Origin of the sequence: Mesorhizobium sp. M0500 (assembly GCF_040321165.1) — a bacterium.
GTDB lineage: Bacteria > Pseudomonadota > Alphaproteobacteria > Rhizobiales > Rhizobiaceae > Mesorhizobium.
This window is the reverse complement of record NZ_JAMYRB010000004.1, coordinates 43189-58934: the sequence shown is the minus strand read 5'-3', so window position 1 is coordinate 58934 and position 15746 is coordinate 43189. Positions and strand designations below refer to the sequence as shown.

The following is a 15746-nucleotide window of genomic DNA, read 5'->3' as shown; positions in this document are numbered from 1 at the left end:
AACCGTGGTCAGATGTTGGCGAGCAATTCGTTGACGCGGCTTTCCATGTCGGCAAGGGCGGTGTCGACGTCCTTCTGGCCACTGATTGCTGCACTCATCTCTTCGCCGATAATGTCCTGGATCGCAAACTGACGCTGTACGGCGGACGGCAGCGGCTTGCCGAGATCAGCGACCGCAGAGATCGTGTTGCGATGCGGCAGGGCCTTGAACGCGTCCGAGGTGATGACGGCCTTATAGGCCGGCAGGTGACCGGTGCGTGACCATTCGAAGTCGTTGTCGGCGAAGAACTTCAGGAATTTACCGATGGCCGCGATCTGTTCAGGCGTGCGGTCTTTCTGCGAAACGGCCCAGGTGTGGCCGTCGGCATATTGCGCGTGGGCGCCGCCAAACAGCTGCGGATACGGATAGACCGCATAGCCGCCCTTGTTGAGCGCCGTACCCTTGGTCTCGGACTGGGCGTTGTAATCGCCGACCACCCAGGTGCCGTTAAGGTGGACGCCACCCTCGCCGGCAAGGAAGGCGTTGATCGAGCCGCCATAATCGAGGTCCTTGGTGGTGTAGCCCTTCTCGAAGATCGCCTTGTACATCTCGACGACCTTCTTGGCTTCCGGCGTATTCAACTTCACATGCTTCGGATCGGCGAAGAAATCGGAATCCTGCTGGAAAAGATAGGTGTAGAGGTTGCGTGTGTAGAGTGCAGTCTCATTGGTCAGGTTCTGGACGAAATAAGGCTTGCCCGTCTTCTGCTTGAACTGTTCGGCCTGGGCGAGCAGTTCCTCGGGCGACTTTGGAAAAATCGGCGTGCCGTCGGCATTGACCAGGCCGGCTTGTTTGAAAAGATCCATGTTGACGTGATAGAGCATCGTCCAGCTGTCGATCGGCAGGCCATAGACCTTGCCGTCTTTGGTGGCGCCATTGCGTGCCGCGTCGGTGAAGGCGTCGGGTGTCACGCCGACCGACTTCAAGAGATCGTCGAGCGGCATCAACAGGCCCTTCGACTGATAATCCGACAGTACGGATTCATGGATCGTGACGATGTCCGGAGCGTCGCCTGAAGCGAACTGCGCGGTCAGCTGATCATAGCCGGGCCATTCCACGGTGGTGACGTTGACATGGACATCGGGATTGTCGGCGTTGAACTTGTTGATTAGCGAGGTGATGATGCCGCATTCGCCAACGGCCTTGGTGGCATCGGTGTTGGTGCCGAAATCGGCATCGCAGGCGCCGAAAAAGCGCTGCACGCTCAGCTCCGTGGCCGCGAAGCTTGGACTTGCGAGCATCATTGCGCCCGCAGAGACTGCTGCAAACAGTATTTTCTTCAGTTTCATATCAGTTCCTCCTACTGAGTTTCCGCCGCTCCACCCTGGATTGGCTTTCGTGCTTCAATCGCTGCGCATTCCCCCGGCCGTCAGGCAATCTTCGTTATCTCACCGCAGCGCCGGAGACCGCCGTGACGATGTATTTCTGGAAGAACAGGTAGACGATCAGGATCGGTGCACCGGCGAACACCGCCTGCGCCATCAGGAAGCCGATGCCTTCGGACTGGGCGAAGTTGGTCTGGGTCGAGGCCATGCCGACCGTCAGCGTGAACATGTCCTTCTTCGTCGCCGAAATCAGCGGCCAGAAGTAGTCGTTCCAGGCGCCGAGAAAGGTGAAGATGCCGAGCGTCGCCTGCGCAGGCAGCGTGAGCGGCAGAAGCACCTTCCAGAAAATTCTGAGCCGGCTGGCGTTATCGAGCATGGCGGCTTCGTCCAGCTCCTTCGGGATGGCCTTGAAATACTGGGTCATCAGGAAGACACCGAACGGAGCCGAAAGGCCCGGCAGAATGAGCCCTTGATAGGTGTTGTGGAACTTCAGCATGCTGAAGATCTGGTGACGGGCGACAAGCACGGCCTGTTCCGGGACCGCCAGACCGAACAGCACGATCACGAACAGCACGTCTCGGCCGGGGAAATTCAGCCGTGCAAAACCGTAGCCGGCGAGCGACGACAGGATCAACGTGCCGAGCGTCAATCCGCCCGAGACGATGATGCTGTTGCGCACCCAGATGAACACCGACGAGGTGCCGACGGTGTTGATGTAGTTCTTCAGCGTATAGGGCGCGTGAAACACCGAATTCGGATCGGCCATCAGCTCCGTATTGTCCTTGAGTGACAGGCCGATGACCCACAGAACCGGCGCGATCATGACGATCGAAAGCAGGATGACCAGGGCCAATAACAAATGGTCGCCAAATGCCCGGCCCTTGATGGAAGCTGCTGTGGCGCTCATGCCTGGTCTCCCCTGCTGCGTGTCACCAGGTACTGGGCCATGGCCGCGACCAGGATGAGGATGAACAGGATTTCCGATGCAGCGGCGCCCAGGCCGAGATCCCAGCGACGGAATGCGGTATCGTAGATGTAGAGCACGATCGGCTTGGTCAGGTTGTTCGGACCGCCGCGCGTCATCAGCCAGGCCTGGCCGAACAGCTGGAATTGCAGCACGATCTGGATGATGATCACCAGGATGAAGGTCCGCTTGATCGACGGCAGCGTGATCGAGCGTAGCGTCTGCCAGCGATTGGCATTGTCCAGCGCTGCCGCCTCGTAAATATCCTGTGGAATCTGCTGGAGCGCCGAGAGAAAGAGCATCATCGGCAGGCCGATACACCACCAGATGGTGGCAATGGCGATGCCGACCATCGCCAGGCTGGGATCGGAAATGAAGGCCGGAGCCGTTGCGCCGAACCATCCGTAGATCGTCGACAACAGGCCGACATTCGGAATGAAGACGATGCGCCAGATCAGCGTGACGATGGTGACCGATAGCACCGACGAGGAAAAGAACAGCGTCCGCAAAACCGCGGCAGTGCGCGTGCGGCGGTTGAGGCAAAGCGCCAGGAAAAGGCCGATCAGCGCCAGCGTCGGCACCGTCAGAAGCACGAAATAGAAGGTGTTCCAGATCGATTGCAGGAAGACCTTGTCGTGATACAGCCTGGCGTAATTGCCGAGACCGACAAAATTTCCGGACGAAAACGTGTCGGCCTTGTGGAAACTCAGCCACATCCCCCAGAGCAGCGGGAAGAGCAGCAGCGTGGTGAAGAAGAACAAGAATGGCGCAACGAAAATGACGTTTCGCCATTGCGGCGCATAGATGTCGGCGGTAGGGGCTCTGACGCCGACAGCAAGCGTCGCGGTCGGGGACATCGCCAGCCGGTCAGCCATCTCAGGCCTCCCTCGCATGCCAGGCGCGGCCGGTCTCGTTGAACAGATGCGATTTCTGGCCATCAAAGGCGAGCCCGATTCTGTCGCCGACGGCGACGCGGCTGTTGCCGGCATCCGAGCCGACGATCTGCTGGCCATCGCCCAGCCGCGCGTAGATCAGGGTGCGTTCGCCGAGCCGCTCGAGCACATCGACCACGCCGCCGGCATTGCCCTGTCCGGCGGCAACGATGCGCACGTCTTCAGAACGGATGCCGAAAGTGTACTTGCCATCGGTCAGTTGGCTGGAGGCGATCTCGGTCTGCACCGAGACGCCGTCCGCAAACCTGGCCGTGGCGTTCTTGCCGTATCTGTCAAGCGTCGCATCGACGAAGTTCATCGCCGGCGCGCCGACGAAACCCGCGACGAATTTGGTCGCCGGGCGCTCGTAGATCTCCATCGGGGTACCTATCTGGTCGATCTTGCGATTGTTCATGACGACGATGCGGTCGGCCAGCGTCATTGCCTCGACCTGATCATGGGTGACGAAGATCATCGTCGATTGCAGCCGCTGGTGAAGCTGGGCAAGCTCGATGCGGGTGCGGGTGCGCAACGCGGCATCGAGATTGGAGAGCGGCTCGTCGAACAGAAAGGCCTTCGGCTCCTTGACGATCGCACGGCCGATGGCGACGCGCTGGCGCTGACCGCCGGAGAGCTGGCCCGGCTTGCGATCGAGCAGATGCGGCATTTCCAGCATGCGGGCGGCTTCATTGATGCGCGCCTCGATGACCTTGCCTGGTACGCCGATATTCGCAAGGCCGAAGGCCATGTTGTCGCGCACCGTCATATGCGGATAAAGCGCATAGGACTGGAACACCATGGCAATGCCGCGCTTGCCCGGTGGCAGATGATCGATGCGCTCGTTGTTGATGGCAATCTCGCCGCTGTCGACAGCTTCGAGCCCGGCAATCATTCGAAGAAGCGTCGATTTTCCGCAGCCGGACGGGCCCAGGAACACGATGAATTCGCGTGCCCTTATGGAGAGCGACAGATGATCCAGCACCGTCATGGCACCGAACTGCTTGCTCACGTTCCTGATCTCGATATCGGCCGTCACGTCGACGCTCCTCCTCAGCGTTTGCGCTTTCTCGATGATCCGCCTGAACTCAGAGCCTCAGGCGTATGACCTGGTAGGAATAGGCCGGCAGTGACAGGCTCAGCTTGCCGCCGGCGAGCGAGGCGCCCTCACCCTTCCTGGGGCCGACATTGCCAGGGTTTTCGGCCGAATTGACGGCTTTCAGATCGGCGTGTGCCATCACCTGGTGATCGACGATCTCCGCCGCGCCGAAGCCGGTGAGGTCGACCACTGTTTCGATTGCCTCGCTCGAATGGCGGTTGACGGCGAAGAAGGTGACGTGGCCGGTTTGCCTGTCGTGCACGCCGGCAACATCGACATAGGCGACGTCGCCCGCAACGCTGGATTTGTAGGTCGGGCTTTCCACCTTGAGATCCAGCGCATTGCCGCGACCATAGTTAGAAGCAAACAGATAGGGATAAAAAATCGTCTGCCGCCATGCCGGGCCATTCGGAACGGTCATGATCGGCGCGATGACATTGACCAGTTGTGCCAGGCAGGCGATCTTGACGACATCGGAACGGCGGATGAAGGTGTTGAGGATCAGGCCGACCTGCAGCACATCCTCGAAATTATAGATGTCTTCGAGCAACGGCGGGGCGAACGGCCAGCCGTTGCTGCCGCCGAGTATCTTCCTGTCCTGCTCCTTGGAATGGTACCAGACGTTCCATTCGTCGAACGAGATGTAGACCTGCTTGTTGGAGCGCTTCTTGGCCTTGATATACTCGATGACGCCGGCGACCGAGACAATGTAGTCGTCGAGCTTTTCGCTCATGGCGAGATAGTTCGGAGCGTCGTTGGCGTCGTTGTCGAAATACATGTGCAGTGAGATGTAGTCGACCTCGTTGTAGGTATGGTCGAGAACCGTCGCTTCCCATTCAGGGTAGGTCGGCATCTTGGCATTCGAAGAGCCGCAGACCACCAGCTCGAGTGACTTGGAGAAGGCGCGCATGGCCTTGGCCGTCTCATGCGCCAGCCGGCCATACTCGTCCGCGGTCTTGTGACCGATCTGCCAGGGGCCATCCATTTCATTGCCGAGGCACCAGAGCTTGACGTCGAAGGGCTCCTTGCGGCCGTTGGCGATGCGCCTGTCGCTCCATTTGCTGCCGCCGGGATGGTTGGCGTACTCCAGCAGATTGCGGGCTTCGTCGAGGCCGCGCGAGCCGAGATTGACGGCAAGCATCATCTCGGTGTTGGCGCAGGTGCACCAATCGGCAAATTCATGCAGGCCGACTTCGTTGCTTTCCGATGTGTGCCAGGCGAGGTCGAGGCGCACTGGGCGCTGTTCCTTGGGACCAATGCCGTCTTCCCAATTGTAGGCCGAGACGAAATTGCCGCCGGGATAGCGGACGATCGGAACATTGAGTTCCCTGACGAGATCGATGACGTCCTGACGCATGCCGTTGGCATCCGCTGTCGGATGGCCGGGCTCATAGATGCCGGTGTAAACTGCCCGCCCCAGATGCTCGATGAAGGATCCGTAGAGCCTCGGATCGATTTCCGAGACGACATAATGCGGATGAGCCGTAACGGCTGCCTTCATGCATTCCTCCCATCGATATCACAAACGATGATTTAAATCATCTTGCCCGATATCAAAGAGGAATTAGCAGCCCTTCGTCAAGCCAAAATACCCAAATGTAGGACAATTAGACGAACGCTTTGGCACAGCAGAAAGCCAGATAGTTGAAATTGCTGCGTTATCTTCAGAACCCGGTTTCATGATATCAACCAGTTTTGATCCTGAGCAGGATGTCCTGATCGTAATTTCCAAAGCCCTTGCCGAAAATATTGATCCCGCCAGGGCGCTTGGCGTCGTCCTTGACGCCGATACGGACGCGGATTGAATGATGGCTCTTCAGATCGAGTGCGGCGACGCCGGTTTCGGAAATCCTGAGGCCGTCGACATAGGTGCCGTCATTGGCAATTCGCCAGTTCTTCAGCTTACCGTATTGCGAGCCCTTGAGCTTCCACCAGGAGGGCGTGAAGACGCCGCGCTTGTCGCCGAAATCCCCCGGCGACGTCCAGGTGCCGACATCGACGCCATTGATCGTCAGCGTGATGTCCGAGGGCCAATCGGCGCTGGTGCCCGGCACTTCCGAAGACAGCTCTATCGCAACTTCGAGTCCGGTGATCTCGGCATTGGCGAGCTTGGCATTGTTGGGGAACTGGTATTCGACAAAACCGCGCGTGAACCATAGCAGACCGGCTTTCATGCGGTCCGGATCGAGGAAAGTGTTCGGCACATCGAGCAGACCGATGATGCCGTCCGGCGAACAAAGGCCGCAGGGCGCGGTAACCTCGAAGCCGGTATAAAGCCCGATCGGCATCGACACTTCGATCGCGTCGTTCTTGACCGCACGATATTCGCTCTTGAACACGACGAGCACTTCTTCGGCCGTCGGATAACAGATTTTCTGACTGCCTTTCTTCGCTTTCAGGTTCTCGGTGCGGATCAGCCCCGCATCCTCCAGCACCTGGATGTTGGTCGAGACGGTCGACTGCGGAAGCGACAGCACGGCGGCGATTTCGTTGACATTCATCGGCCCCTTCTCATGCAGCAGTTTCAGCATCGAGATCCGCGCCGAGGAGGCAAGCCCCTTGAGCACGGCAATGCCTTCCTCAGGTTCAATCACCAGAAAATTGCGACTCATGAAATTGCCCGGCCCATGTAAAATCTATATCCGAAATTACCCTGTATATCGGGATATCTGATTTAATCAATGTGCAGGCGGAACGCCGGGCAATTTGTTGAATCCGGCAGGGCGAGGGTCGCGCGGTGGCCCTGCACAGAATTTGTGCAGGAGCCATATGCAGAGTGGACACCTGAACGCCGATCGCCCAATCTAGTCCGGAGCCGAGCCCGGTGATGGCGGCTTGCACATAGAGTGGTTGGACGGGTCGTGACCAAAGGGTGGAAATTATACGATCAGCGACTGGCCTGGGTCCTCGTCGCGCCTGTGCTTTTACTGCTTACCCTGCTTCTGCTGCTGCCGATCGCGATGATGACGGTCTACACGTTTTTCACCTTCGTCACCGCGGGGGTGGAATCGGCGGTGCTGACCTTCGACAACTGGAAGGAATTCCTCACCGACAGCTACTATCACGGTTTTCTTTGGAAGACCGTTCGCGTCGGCGCCATCACCGCTGTGATCTGCGCGATCCTTGGCTATTTCCCCGCCTATTTCATCTGGGCCACGACCTTCAGGCACAAATGGCTGCTGTTGCTGCTGCTCATCGTGCCGTTCTGGATCAGCTTCACCATCCGGACATTCTCGTGGATCCATATTCTCGGCGAACAGGGGCTGATCAACGTCGTGCTCATCAGGCTGGGGGTTATCAACGAGCCGTTGCCGATGCTCTACACCGAGGGCGCCGTCATCATGGGGCTGCTGCATTTTCTGCTGCCCTATATGATCCTGAACGTCTATGTCAGCCTGGAAAGCATCGACCGCACGCTGATCGCCGCCGCCCGCTCGATGGGCTGTACCAGCGCGCAGGCGTTTCGCGAAGTGACCCTGCCGCTATCGATGCCGGGGCTGGGCGCCGGGCTGCTGCTCTGCTTCGTGCTGGCGGCCGGCTCCTATGTGACGCCGCAGCTGCTCGGCGGCAGCCGCGATGCGCTGTTCGGCAACTTGATCTACGACACCATCATGGGGCAGCTCAATTGGCCGATGGGCGCCACGCTTTCCATCGTCCTGTTCGTCCTGCTCGGCGCGGCCGCGGCCGCCTACAGCCGCTATATGGGCCTATCGCAGATCATGAAGGGCCTCAGTGCATGAGAGCGGATCATCCCAATCGCGAAGGCAGATGGGCGTGGCGGCTGACCGGCGCGATCACGGTGTGCGTCTACATCTTCATGTTTGCGCCGATCCTCGCCACGGTCGTGCTTTCCTTCAACGCCTCGATGTTCGGCGGCTTTCCCCTCACCGGCTTCAGCCTGCGATGGTACGAAAAGCTGCTCACCAACGAGCCGGTTCTCGACGCCTTCCGGACATCGATGTGGATTGCCCTGGTGACGGCAACGGTGACGACGCTGCTCGGCATCATGGCGGCATTGGCGCTGGTGCGCTTCGAGTTCCGTGGCAAGCAGGCGATCAACACGCTTGTCATTCTTCCCGCGCTGGTCCCCGAAACGATACTCGGCGTCGGCCTGCTGGTCATGATCAAAGCCGTCGACCAGCCGCGCAGCATGACGCTGCTGGTGCTCGGCCACATTCTGCTCACGCTCCCCTACGTGGTGCTGATCGTCCAGGCGCGCATGGTCGGCATAAAACGTTCCTATGAGGAGGCGGCGCTTTCGCTCGGGGCGCCGCGTGTGTCGACATTCCGCGAAATCACGCTGCCGCTGCTCATTCCCGCAGTGCTTGCCAGTGTTCTGCTCGCTTTCACCATTTCGTTCGACAACACCTCGGCCAGCCTGTTCTGGCGGCCGGCGGGCGTCGAGACCATGCCGACGCAAATCCTTTCGATGCTGAAGATCTCGATCAGCCCCGAGGTGAACGCGCTCGGAACCGTCATGATCCTTTTGACGGTCGGCATTCCCTTGGCTGGCGGGCTCGTCCTGCAAAGCCTCACCTGGTTCAAGGCAGGCAAGTGAAGATGAAAATGGGAGAATGGAAATGAAACTGACAACCACCAAACGACTGGAACGGCTCAACGAACGCTATGCCAATGGCGACATCAGCCGCCGATCGTTCCTGACGCTGACGGCCGCCGCTGCCGCCGCCACCGGGCTTTCCATGCCCTGGATGGGACGGGCGCTCGCCGCGGTTTCGGAAGTGCGCTTCGACGGATGGGGCGGCGTGGTGCAGGAGGCGATCGATAAGTACGCGTTCCAGCCTTACACCGCCAAGTCCAAGGTCAAGGTCGTCCAGGGCACCTTTGGCGACGAGAACGAGATCATCACCAAGATCAAGACGTCGAAACCAGGCGACTTCCAGATCGTCCATTCTTCCGGCGTCAACTACTATATCAAATACGTCAATGGCGGTTTCAATTCCGAGATCAACGAGGCGAACATTCCGAACATGGCGAATGTGCTGACCGCCATGATCGAGCCGTTCCGTAAGATCACGCCGAAGCTGTCGGCGGTGCCATATGATTACGGCACCACCGGCATCGCCTACAACAACAAGGTCATCTCGCCGGAAGAAGCCAAGGAAAAGGGCGCCAACCTGCTTACCGACACGAAATATGCCGGCAAGATCGGCGGCTACGCCGATATGACGACGCGCGTCTGGTATGCGGCACTGCAGACGAAACAGGACCCCAACAACATCCAGGACATGGATGCGGTCTGGGCCAAGGTTCGCGAGACCCGCGACCTGGCCAAGAAGTTCTGGAGTTCCGGCGCGGAACTCATGGACCTCCTGTCGCGAAACGAGATCGTCGTCACTGACGCCTGGTCAGGACGTGTCGCCGCCCTGCAGCAGCAGGGCCAGCCGATCGGCTATCTCGACCCTGCCGGCTCATACGCATGGATGGAGGACATGCTGGTGCTCAAGGGATCGCCGATGGCCGAATGCGAGGAGCTGATCAATTTCATGCTGGATCCGGCCACGTCGATCGCCGTCGCCGAGGGCCAGAACTATCCGCCATCGCTTGACCCGACCAAGGTGAAGCTGACCGACAAGATCGCGGCGCTTCCGGCCTTCGACCCGACTGGATCGATGAAATCGCTGACCTTCGCCGATCCGCTCTACTGGGCGAAGAACGAAGACGCCTGGACCAAGCAATGGGACAGGGTGTCGAAAGGTGCATGACGACAACAGCCACGACCAGCAGCCCCGGCCGGCTTCGGCCGGGGCTGATGGCGACCCGCTCGCCCAGAGCGAGCGGCAGCCGATAGGAAAGCCTGCGGTCGAGTTTCGCGACATCGATATTTTCTACGGCAAGTTCGCCGCTGTGCGCGATTTTTCACTGGCGATCCGCAAGGGTAGTTTCGTCACCTTGCTGGGGCCGTCCGGGTGCGGCAAGACGACGATCCTGCGCTCGATCGCGGGCCTGGTCGACATCTCCGGTGGCCAGATCTCGATCGGCGGAAAGCGGGTCGACGACATCCCGATCTACAAGCGCAACATTGGTCTGGTGTTCCAGAACTACGCGCTCTTTCCGCACAAGAACGTCTTCGACAACGTCGCATTCGGCCTGAAATACCGGAACGTGCCGAAACCGGAAATCGTGCGCCGGGTCAAGAAGGCGCTGGATATGGTGCGGCTGCCCGGCAGCGAGACAAAGCTGCCGTCGCAGCTCTCGGGCGGCCAGCAGCAACGCATCGCACTGGCCCGCGCCATCGTCTTCGAGCCGGAAGTGCTGCTGCTGGACGAGCCCTTGTCGGCGCTCGACGCCAATATGCGCGAGGACATGCGCGTCGAGATCAAGAAAATCCAGAGGGAGACGGGCATCACCGCTATCTTCGTGACGCACGACCAGGAAGAAGCCTTGTCGATGTCCGACCACATCGTCGTGATGAACGCCGGCCTGATCGAGCAGATCGGCTCCCCCGCGCAGGTCTATGACCAGCCGGCCACCGCATTCGTCGCCAATTTCCTGGGCAAGGCCAACATGCTGCCCGGCAGCGTGACAGCGATGGACGGCAAGATGGCGACGATCGCGCTGGCCACCGGCCATGTCGTAAAGGCGGCCGCGCCGAAGGCGCTCGCGACCGGCAGCGCGGTCACCGTTGTCGTTCGCCCGCAGAAGCTTACCGTCGGTACCGCCGGTGCTGCCAACAGGCTGGCGGGACGGATCGTCTCGACCTCCTATCTCGGCGGCAATGCGGTCTACGAGATCGACATCGGCGCCGGCACGCTGGTGCGCGCCAACACGTTGATCGACGGCCAGCCGCTGCGTGAAGGCGAAGCGGTCGATGTCTGCTTCGACCCGCTGGGCTGCGTGCTTCTCGACGCGCAAGGCTTACGCATCGCCTAGCGAGGCGGAACTGAGCCGTTCAGTCTTTCGCGTCACCCTTTGGCCCGAGAAACCGCGCATAGACCTCACCGACAATACCGCGCCGGAAAACCAGCACGCAGACCATGAAGGTCAGGGCGGTGGCGATGGTCACCGGAAAGTTCGAGGTGGCGAGCGTGTTTTCCAGGCCGACGACCAAACTGGCGCCGATGATCGGCCCGACCATGGTGCCGATGCCGCCGAGGAGCGTCATCAGGATCACCTCGCCCGACATCTGCCAGGTGACGTCGGTGAGCGTGGCAAACTGAAAAACGATCGCCTTGAGCGCCGAAGCGCAACATAGCGTCGGATCGTGCGGCGTCCAGATCGGCCTCTATTCTCGCCGAAGCGACGATTGCGGCTGAACGGTCCTGATCCGATATCGTTGAACGAGAATTCCCCTAGTCAACCGTCGGCGGGATGATGGCACGCGACCAGGCGGCCCTCGCCAATGCTTTGGAGAAGCGGGCGCTCGCTGCGGCAGATCGGGGTGGCAGCTGGGCAACGGGTGTGGAACCGGCACCCCGAGGGTGGGTTCATCGGGCTGGGCAGATCACCCTTGAGCACCAGCCGGCCGCGCCGCGCCCGGTCGATGCTGGGTATCGGCACGGCGGAACGCAGCGCCGCGGTGTAATGGTGTCTGGGCGCCGCAAAGACCTCGTCGGTCGGCCCGCTCTCCACGATCGATCCCAGATACATCACCGCCACACGGCTCGAGATCTGACGCACCACGGAAAGATCGTGGGCGATGAACACATAGGTCAGGTTGTACTCCTCGCGCAGGTCGGCGAGCAGATTGACGATCTGCGCCTGGATCGACACGTCGAGCGCCGAGACCGGCTCGTCGGCCACGATCAGCCGTGGCCGCAGCGCCAGCGCGCGGGCGATGCCGATACGCTGGCGCTGGCCGCCGGAGAATTCGTGCGGGTAGCGCGATGCGTGCTGGGGCGACAAGTCGACCCGGCGCAGGAGCTCGGCCACGCGGTCCGCCATTTCCGATGCCGAGAGGCGTTCATGCATGCGGAACGGATCGGCCAGCAGATCGCCGACCCGCCGGCGCGGATTGAGCGAAGCGCTGGGATCCTGAAAGACCATCTGCATCTGCCGCCGCAACGGACGAAGCTGGCGCTGGGAGGCGTCGCTGATGTCGCGGCCCTCGAATTCCAGCGACCCCGAGCTGATTTCGGTCAGACGCACCAGACACCGGCCAAGCGTGGATTTGCCGCAACCGGACTCGCCGACGATGCCGAGGGTCTCCCCGGGCCAGATGTCGAGCGACACCGTATCAACCGCATGCACGGTCCGGCGCTGCGCCGGGAAGATCGAGCGGCCGACGCTATAGCGCTTCGACAGGTCGCCGGCACGAAGCAGCGGACGTTCGCGTGGCCTGGCATTCATCGTTGCATCTCCACCACGCCGCCAGGCCTCTGGGCAGCGAATTGTCTGCGCGTAGGCTCCGGCAACAGGCACGCGGCGCGATGGCTCTCGCCTTGCATGATCGGCAGTTGAACCAGACAGGCGTCGTGGCGAAAGGCGCAGCGGGGGCTGAAGGCGCAGCCTTTCGGCAGGTTGGAGAGCGATGGCGGAATTCCCGGAATGGCAGCGAGCCGGGCTGGACGTGGTCCCTCCATCGGCGGGATCGAGCCGAACAAGCCCCATGTGTAGGGATGCAGCGGCGCCCGGAACACGCTGCTCTTGCCGCCCTCCTCGACAAAGCGTCCGCCATACATCACCAGTACCCGGTCCGCGACTTCGGCGACGACGCCAAGATCGTGCGTGACCAGGATCACAGCGGAACCGAACTGGTCGCGCAATCGTCCGATCAGTTCGAGGATCTGCGCCTGCACGGTAACATCGAGGGCTGTAGTCGGTTCATCCGCGACGAGCAGCGCCGGGTTGCACGAGAGCGCCATGGCAATCACCGCGCGCTGGCGCATACCGCCGGAAAGCTGGTGCGGGTAGCTGTCGATGACCCGATCCGGATTTGCGATGCCGACCGCATCCAGCAATTGCACGGCCCTCGCCCGTACCGCTTTCGCCGACACTTTTTCATGCGCGCGGACCTGCTCGCCGATCTGGTTGCCGATCGTATGCACCGGGGTGAGCGCAGACATCGGATCCTGGAAGATCATCGCGATCTGGCGGCCGCGAATGGCATCGAGCGCACGCCGCTTGAGCCCGATCAGCTCCCGTCCCATGAAACGGATGGAACCGGAGACGATAGCGTTGGGGCTGTCGATCAACCCCATAATGGCGAGCAAGGTCTGGCTTTTGCCCGAACCGGATTCGCCGACCACACCGACGATCTCGCGCTGCTCGACGGAGAACGAAACACCTCCCACCGCGCGCACCAGGCCCTCGTCGCTGCGGAAGGAGACGGTGAGGTCCTTGACCACCAGAAGAGGAGCATCAGCCGACATCGCGAGCCCTCGGGTCGATTATGACGAAGACCACGTCGACGACGAAGTTTGCCATCACCACGAAGAAGGCGGCGTAGATCACCGTGGCAAGGATCATCGGCAGATCGAGCGTCTGCAGCGCCTCGTAGGTCAGTTTTCCGACGCCCTGCAGTCCGAAGACCACTTCGGTCAGCAGCGCGCCGCCACCGACCAGGGCACCGAAGTCGAGGCCGAACATGGTAACAAATGCGACCAGCGAGGTCCTGAGGCCATGATGCAGCACCACCCGCCGCTCGCCGATCCCCTTGGCTCGGGCGGTGCGGATGAAATCCTCCTGCATCATCTCGATCAGGCTTGCCCGCAGCACCCGGCCGTAGAGGCCGACATAAAGGGTTGCCAGCGTGAACCACGGAATGACGAGCGCCTTGAACCAGCCCCAGGGATTCTCGGTCAGGGGGATGTAGCCGAGCGGAGGAACCCAGGAAAACAGCCAGCTGTCGTGCCAGCGGCTTTGCGTCAGCAGGTTGGCGACCTCGCCCAGCCAGAAGACCGGGATCGACACGCCTACCAGGCTCAGGATCATCAGCGCGCGATCAATGAATGTACCGCGCGTTGCGCCTGCGATCACACCGACGATCAATCCGCCGAGCACCCACAGCACTGCCGCGCCGCCGACCAGCGACAGCGTCACGGGAATGGCGCTTATCACGGTCGGAATGACGCGCTGCCCGCGATTGACGAAGGAGGTGAGATCGCGGCTGACGAAAAGCCGGTTCATCATCAGCCCATATTGCACCGGCAATGGCCGGTCGAGACCGAAATCGTGGCGCACCTGGATCAGCGTCTCTTGCGAAGCATTGCGGCCGGCAATGCGCGCCGATGGATCAGCGCCAGGCGTCGCAAAGAAGATCAGGAAAGCGACGACGCTGATACCGAACATAACCAGCATCATCTGGCCAAGCCGGAAGCCGAGCGCGGCAACCACTAGACGCCCCTCGGCGAGGATTTCGGATCGAGCGCGTCGCGCACGCCGTCGCCCAGAATGTTTAGGGCCAGCACCGTGATCACAATGGCTAGCCCCGGCGCCAGTGCCACGACCGGCCGCGAATAGAGCAGGCCCTGGCCGTCCTGGATGATCGTGCCCCAGCTGGCATCCGGCGGCTGCACGCCGATCGACAGGAACGACAGCGAGGATTCCGTCATCATGTTGAGCGCCAGGATCAACGGCACGAAAACGATGATGCGGGTCACCACATTGGGCATGATGTCGCGCAAAAGGATGCGCCAGGGCGATGCGCCAAGGCCGATCGCAGCGGTGACGAATTCGGCATGCATTAAGGTCAGGACATGGCCGCGGATCGGCCGCGCCACATAGGGCACATAGACGATGCCGATGATGAAGACCGGTAGCCACAGGCTGCCGGAGCGGATTTCGAACGGACCGATCTGGATACTCTGCGCAATCAGCACGATCGACAACGAAATCGCCAACAGGAAAATCGGAAAAGCCCAGAGCACGTCGAGAATGCGCGACAGGCCGATGTCGACGATGCCGCCGAAGAAGCCGGAAACGACCCCCAGGAATGTCGCGAGGACAAGGCACAGCACGGCTGCAGCACCCGAGATCAACAGCGAATCCCGTCCGCCGTAAAGCAGCCGCGCCGCGACGTCACGGCCCTGGTTGTCGGCACCGAGCATATAGGGGCCGATGCGCCAGGTCGGCCCGACCGGCGTCATGCCGAGGCCAAGGCCTTCGGTGGAGGGCTGCAGCACCGGCTGGGTCACCCCATCGACGACGATCTCGCCATTGAGATTGGTCGCAAATGGATCGGTGCCGGAGACGTATCGCGCATAAAGCGGCGCCGCGAGCGAGGCGATCACAATGACGACGAGCACGGCGAAGGCAGATATTGCCGAACGATCGCCTTTCAGCTTGCGCCAAGCGGTGCGCCACGGGCCATCGGTGGCCCGGCGAACCGGGATGGCAGGCTGGTCCGCAATGACATTGACCATGAACAGGATTGCCTGGGAAAAATCGCGGCCTGGAAGATGCGCTGATCCGCCGGAAAAGGAAATGCGACG

The 15746-nt window shown here is 61.0% G+C and carries 14 protein-coding genes and 1 pseudogene; 4 read left to right on the top strand and 11 right to left on the bottom strand.

Features of this window, described 5'->3' with window-relative positions; translation table 11 throughout:
• Window positions 1–8: 8 nt before the first annotated feature.
• The 6 genes from NKI70_RS09745 to NKI70_RS09720 form a co-directional block, all read right to left on the bottom strand.
• Window positions 9–1328 carry an ABC transporter substrate-binding protein gene (locus NKI70_RS09745; protein WP_352449655.1) on the bottom strand — a complete coding sequence of 440 codons (1320 nt, stop codon included), beginning with the start codon at window positions 1326–1328 and terminating at the stop codon, window positions 9–11.
• A gap of 94 nt (window positions 1329–1422) precedes the next feature.
• Window positions 1423–2271, bottom strand: a complete 849-nt coding sequence (locus tag NKI70_RS09740; protein ID WP_031211878.1) for a carbohydrate ABC transporter permease — start codon at window positions 2269–2271, stop codon at window positions 1423–1425.
• Window positions 2268–3185: a carbohydrate ABC transporter permease gene (locus NKI70_RS09735; RefSeq protein ID WP_051406145.1), complete on the bottom strand. Its 918-nt coding sequence runs from the start codon at window positions 3183–3185 to the stop codon at window positions 2268–2270. Before NKI70_RS09735 ends, NKI70_RS09740 begins: the two co-directional genes overlap by 4 nt.
• 19 nt (window positions 3186–3204) lie before the next feature.
• Window positions 3205–4296, bottom strand: a complete 1092-nt coding sequence (locus NKI70_RS09730; RefSeq protein WP_023677147.1) for an ABC transporter ATP-binding protein — start codon at window positions 4294–4296, stop codon at window positions 3205–3207.
• A 49-nt stretch (window positions 4297–4345) separates the two neighbouring features.
• Window positions 4346–5857: an arabinosylfuranosidase ArfA gene (gene arfA, locus NKI70_RS09725; RefSeq protein WP_023677146.1), complete on the bottom strand. Its 1512-nt coding sequence runs from the start codon at window positions 5855–5857 to the stop codon at window positions 4346–4348.
• 184 nt (window positions 5858–6041) lie between these two features.
• On the bottom strand, window positions 6042–6968 hold the full coding sequence (locus NKI70_RS09720) for an ArsR/SmtB family transcription factor (RefSeq protein WP_352576412.1): 927 nt from the start codon (window positions 6966–6968) through the stop codon (window positions 6042–6044).
• A 249-nt stretch (window positions 6969–7217) separates the two neighbouring features.
• Here NKI70_RS09720 and NKI70_RS09715 point away from each other — a divergent pair, with 249 nt between their 5' ends.
• From NKI70_RS09715 to NKI70_RS09700, 4 genes are read left to right on the top strand one after another with little or no spacing between them, the layout of a single operon-like run.
• Window positions 7218–8096, top strand: coding sequence for an ABC transporter permease (locus NKI70_RS09715; protein ID WP_023675645.1), 879 nt, complete (start codon window positions 7218–7220; stop codon window positions 8094–8096).
• Complete coding sequence (locus NKI70_RS09710; protein ID WP_023675644.1) at window positions 8093–8914, top strand: ABC transporter permease; 822 nt, start codon at window positions 8093–8095, stop codon at window positions 8912–8914. Before NKI70_RS09715 ends, NKI70_RS09710 begins: the two co-directional genes overlap by 4 nt.
• Before the next feature lie 22 nt (window positions 8915–8936).
• Complete coding sequence (locus tag NKI70_RS09705) at window positions 8937–10079, top strand: extracellular solute-binding protein (RefSeq protein WP_023675643.1); 1143 nt, start codon at window positions 8937–8939, stop codon at window positions 10077–10079.
• Window positions 10072–11247 (top strand): ABC transporter ATP-binding protein, encoded by a 1176-nt coding sequence (locus tag NKI70_RS09700; RefSeq protein ID WP_023675642.1) that lies wholly within the window; start codon window positions 10072–10074, stop codon window positions 11245–11247. Before NKI70_RS09705 ends, NKI70_RS09700 begins: the two co-directional genes overlap by 8 nt.
• A gap of 19 nt (window positions 11248–11266) precedes the next feature.
• Here the strand turns inward: NKI70_RS09700 and NKI70_RS09695 are convergent.
• The 5 genes and pseudogenes from NKI70_RS09695 to NKI70_RS09675 all read right to left on the bottom strand — a co-directional run.
• Window positions 11267–11560: pseudogene (locus NKI70_RS09695) on the bottom strand (branched-chain amino acid ABC transporter permease); the annotation flags it as partial.
• A gap of 110 nt (window positions 11561–11670) precedes the next feature.
• Window positions 11671–12663, bottom strand: coding sequence for an ABC transporter ATP-binding protein (locus tag NKI70_RS09690; protein ID WP_352576410.1), 993 nt, complete (start codon window positions 12661–12663; stop codon window positions 11671–11673).
• Complete coding sequence (locus NKI70_RS09685) at window positions 12660–13685, bottom strand: ABC transporter ATP-binding protein (RefSeq protein WP_352576408.1); 1026 nt, start codon at window positions 13683–13685, stop codon at window positions 12660–12662. The genes NKI70_RS09690 and NKI70_RS09685 overlap by 4 nt, the downstream gene beginning before the upstream one ends.
• On the bottom strand, window positions 13675–14649 hold the full coding sequence (locus NKI70_RS09680) for an ABC transporter permease (RefSeq protein ID WP_352699403.1): 975 nt from the start codon (window positions 14647–14649) through the stop codon (window positions 13675–13677). Before NKI70_RS09680 ends, NKI70_RS09685 begins: the two co-directional genes overlap by 11 nt.
• Window positions 14649–15677 (bottom strand): ABC transporter permease, encoded by a 1029-nt coding sequence (locus NKI70_RS09675; RefSeq protein WP_352576404.1) that lies wholly within the window; start codon window positions 15675–15677, stop codon window positions 14649–14651. Before NKI70_RS09675 ends, NKI70_RS09680 begins: the two co-directional genes overlap by 1 nt.
• Window positions 15678–15746 lie beyond the last annotated feature (69 nt).

Bases quoted from the DNA above. Each gene is read 5' to 3' on its own strand.
- NKI70_RS09745 (WP_352449655.1), bottom strand. From the start codon at position 1,328: ATGAAACTGAAGAAAATACTGTTTGCAGCAGTCTCTGCGGGCGCAATG.
- NKI70_RS09740 (WP_031211878.1), bottom strand. From the start codon at position 2,271: ATGAGCGCCACAGCAGCTTCCATCAAGGGCCGGGCATTTGGCGACCAT.
- NKI70_RS09735 (WP_051406145.1), bottom strand. From the start codon at position 3,185: ATGTCCCCGACCGCGACGCTTGCTGTCGGCGTCAGAGCCCCTACCGCC.
- arfA (WP_023677146.1), bottom strand. From the start codon at position 5,857: ATGAAGGCAGCCGTTACGGCTCATCCGCATTATGTCGTCTCGGAAATC.
- NKI70_RS09720 (WP_352576412.1), bottom strand. From the start codon at position 6,968: ATGAGTCGCAATTTTCTGGTGATTGAACCTGAGGAAGGCATTGCCGTG.
- NKI70_RS09710 (WP_023675644.1), top strand. From the start codon at position 8,093: ATGAGAGCGGATCATCCCAATCGCGAAGGCAGATGGGCGTGGCGGCTG.
- NKI70_RS09705 (WP_023675643.1), top strand. From the start codon at position 8,937: ATGAAACTGACAACCACCAAACGACTGGAACGGCTCAACGAACGCTAT.
- NKI70_RS09690 (WP_352576410.1), bottom strand. From the start codon at position 12,663: ATGAATGCCAGGCCACGCGAACGTCCGCTGCTTCGTGCCGGCGACCTG.
- NKI70_RS09685 (WP_352576408.1), bottom strand. From the start codon at position 13,685: ATGTCGGCTGATGCTCCTCTTCTGGTGGTCAAGGACCTCACCGTCTCC.
- NKI70_RS09675 (WP_352576404.1), bottom strand. From the start codon at position 15,677: ATGGTCAATGTCATTGCGGACCAGCCTGCCATCCCGGTTCGCCGGGCC.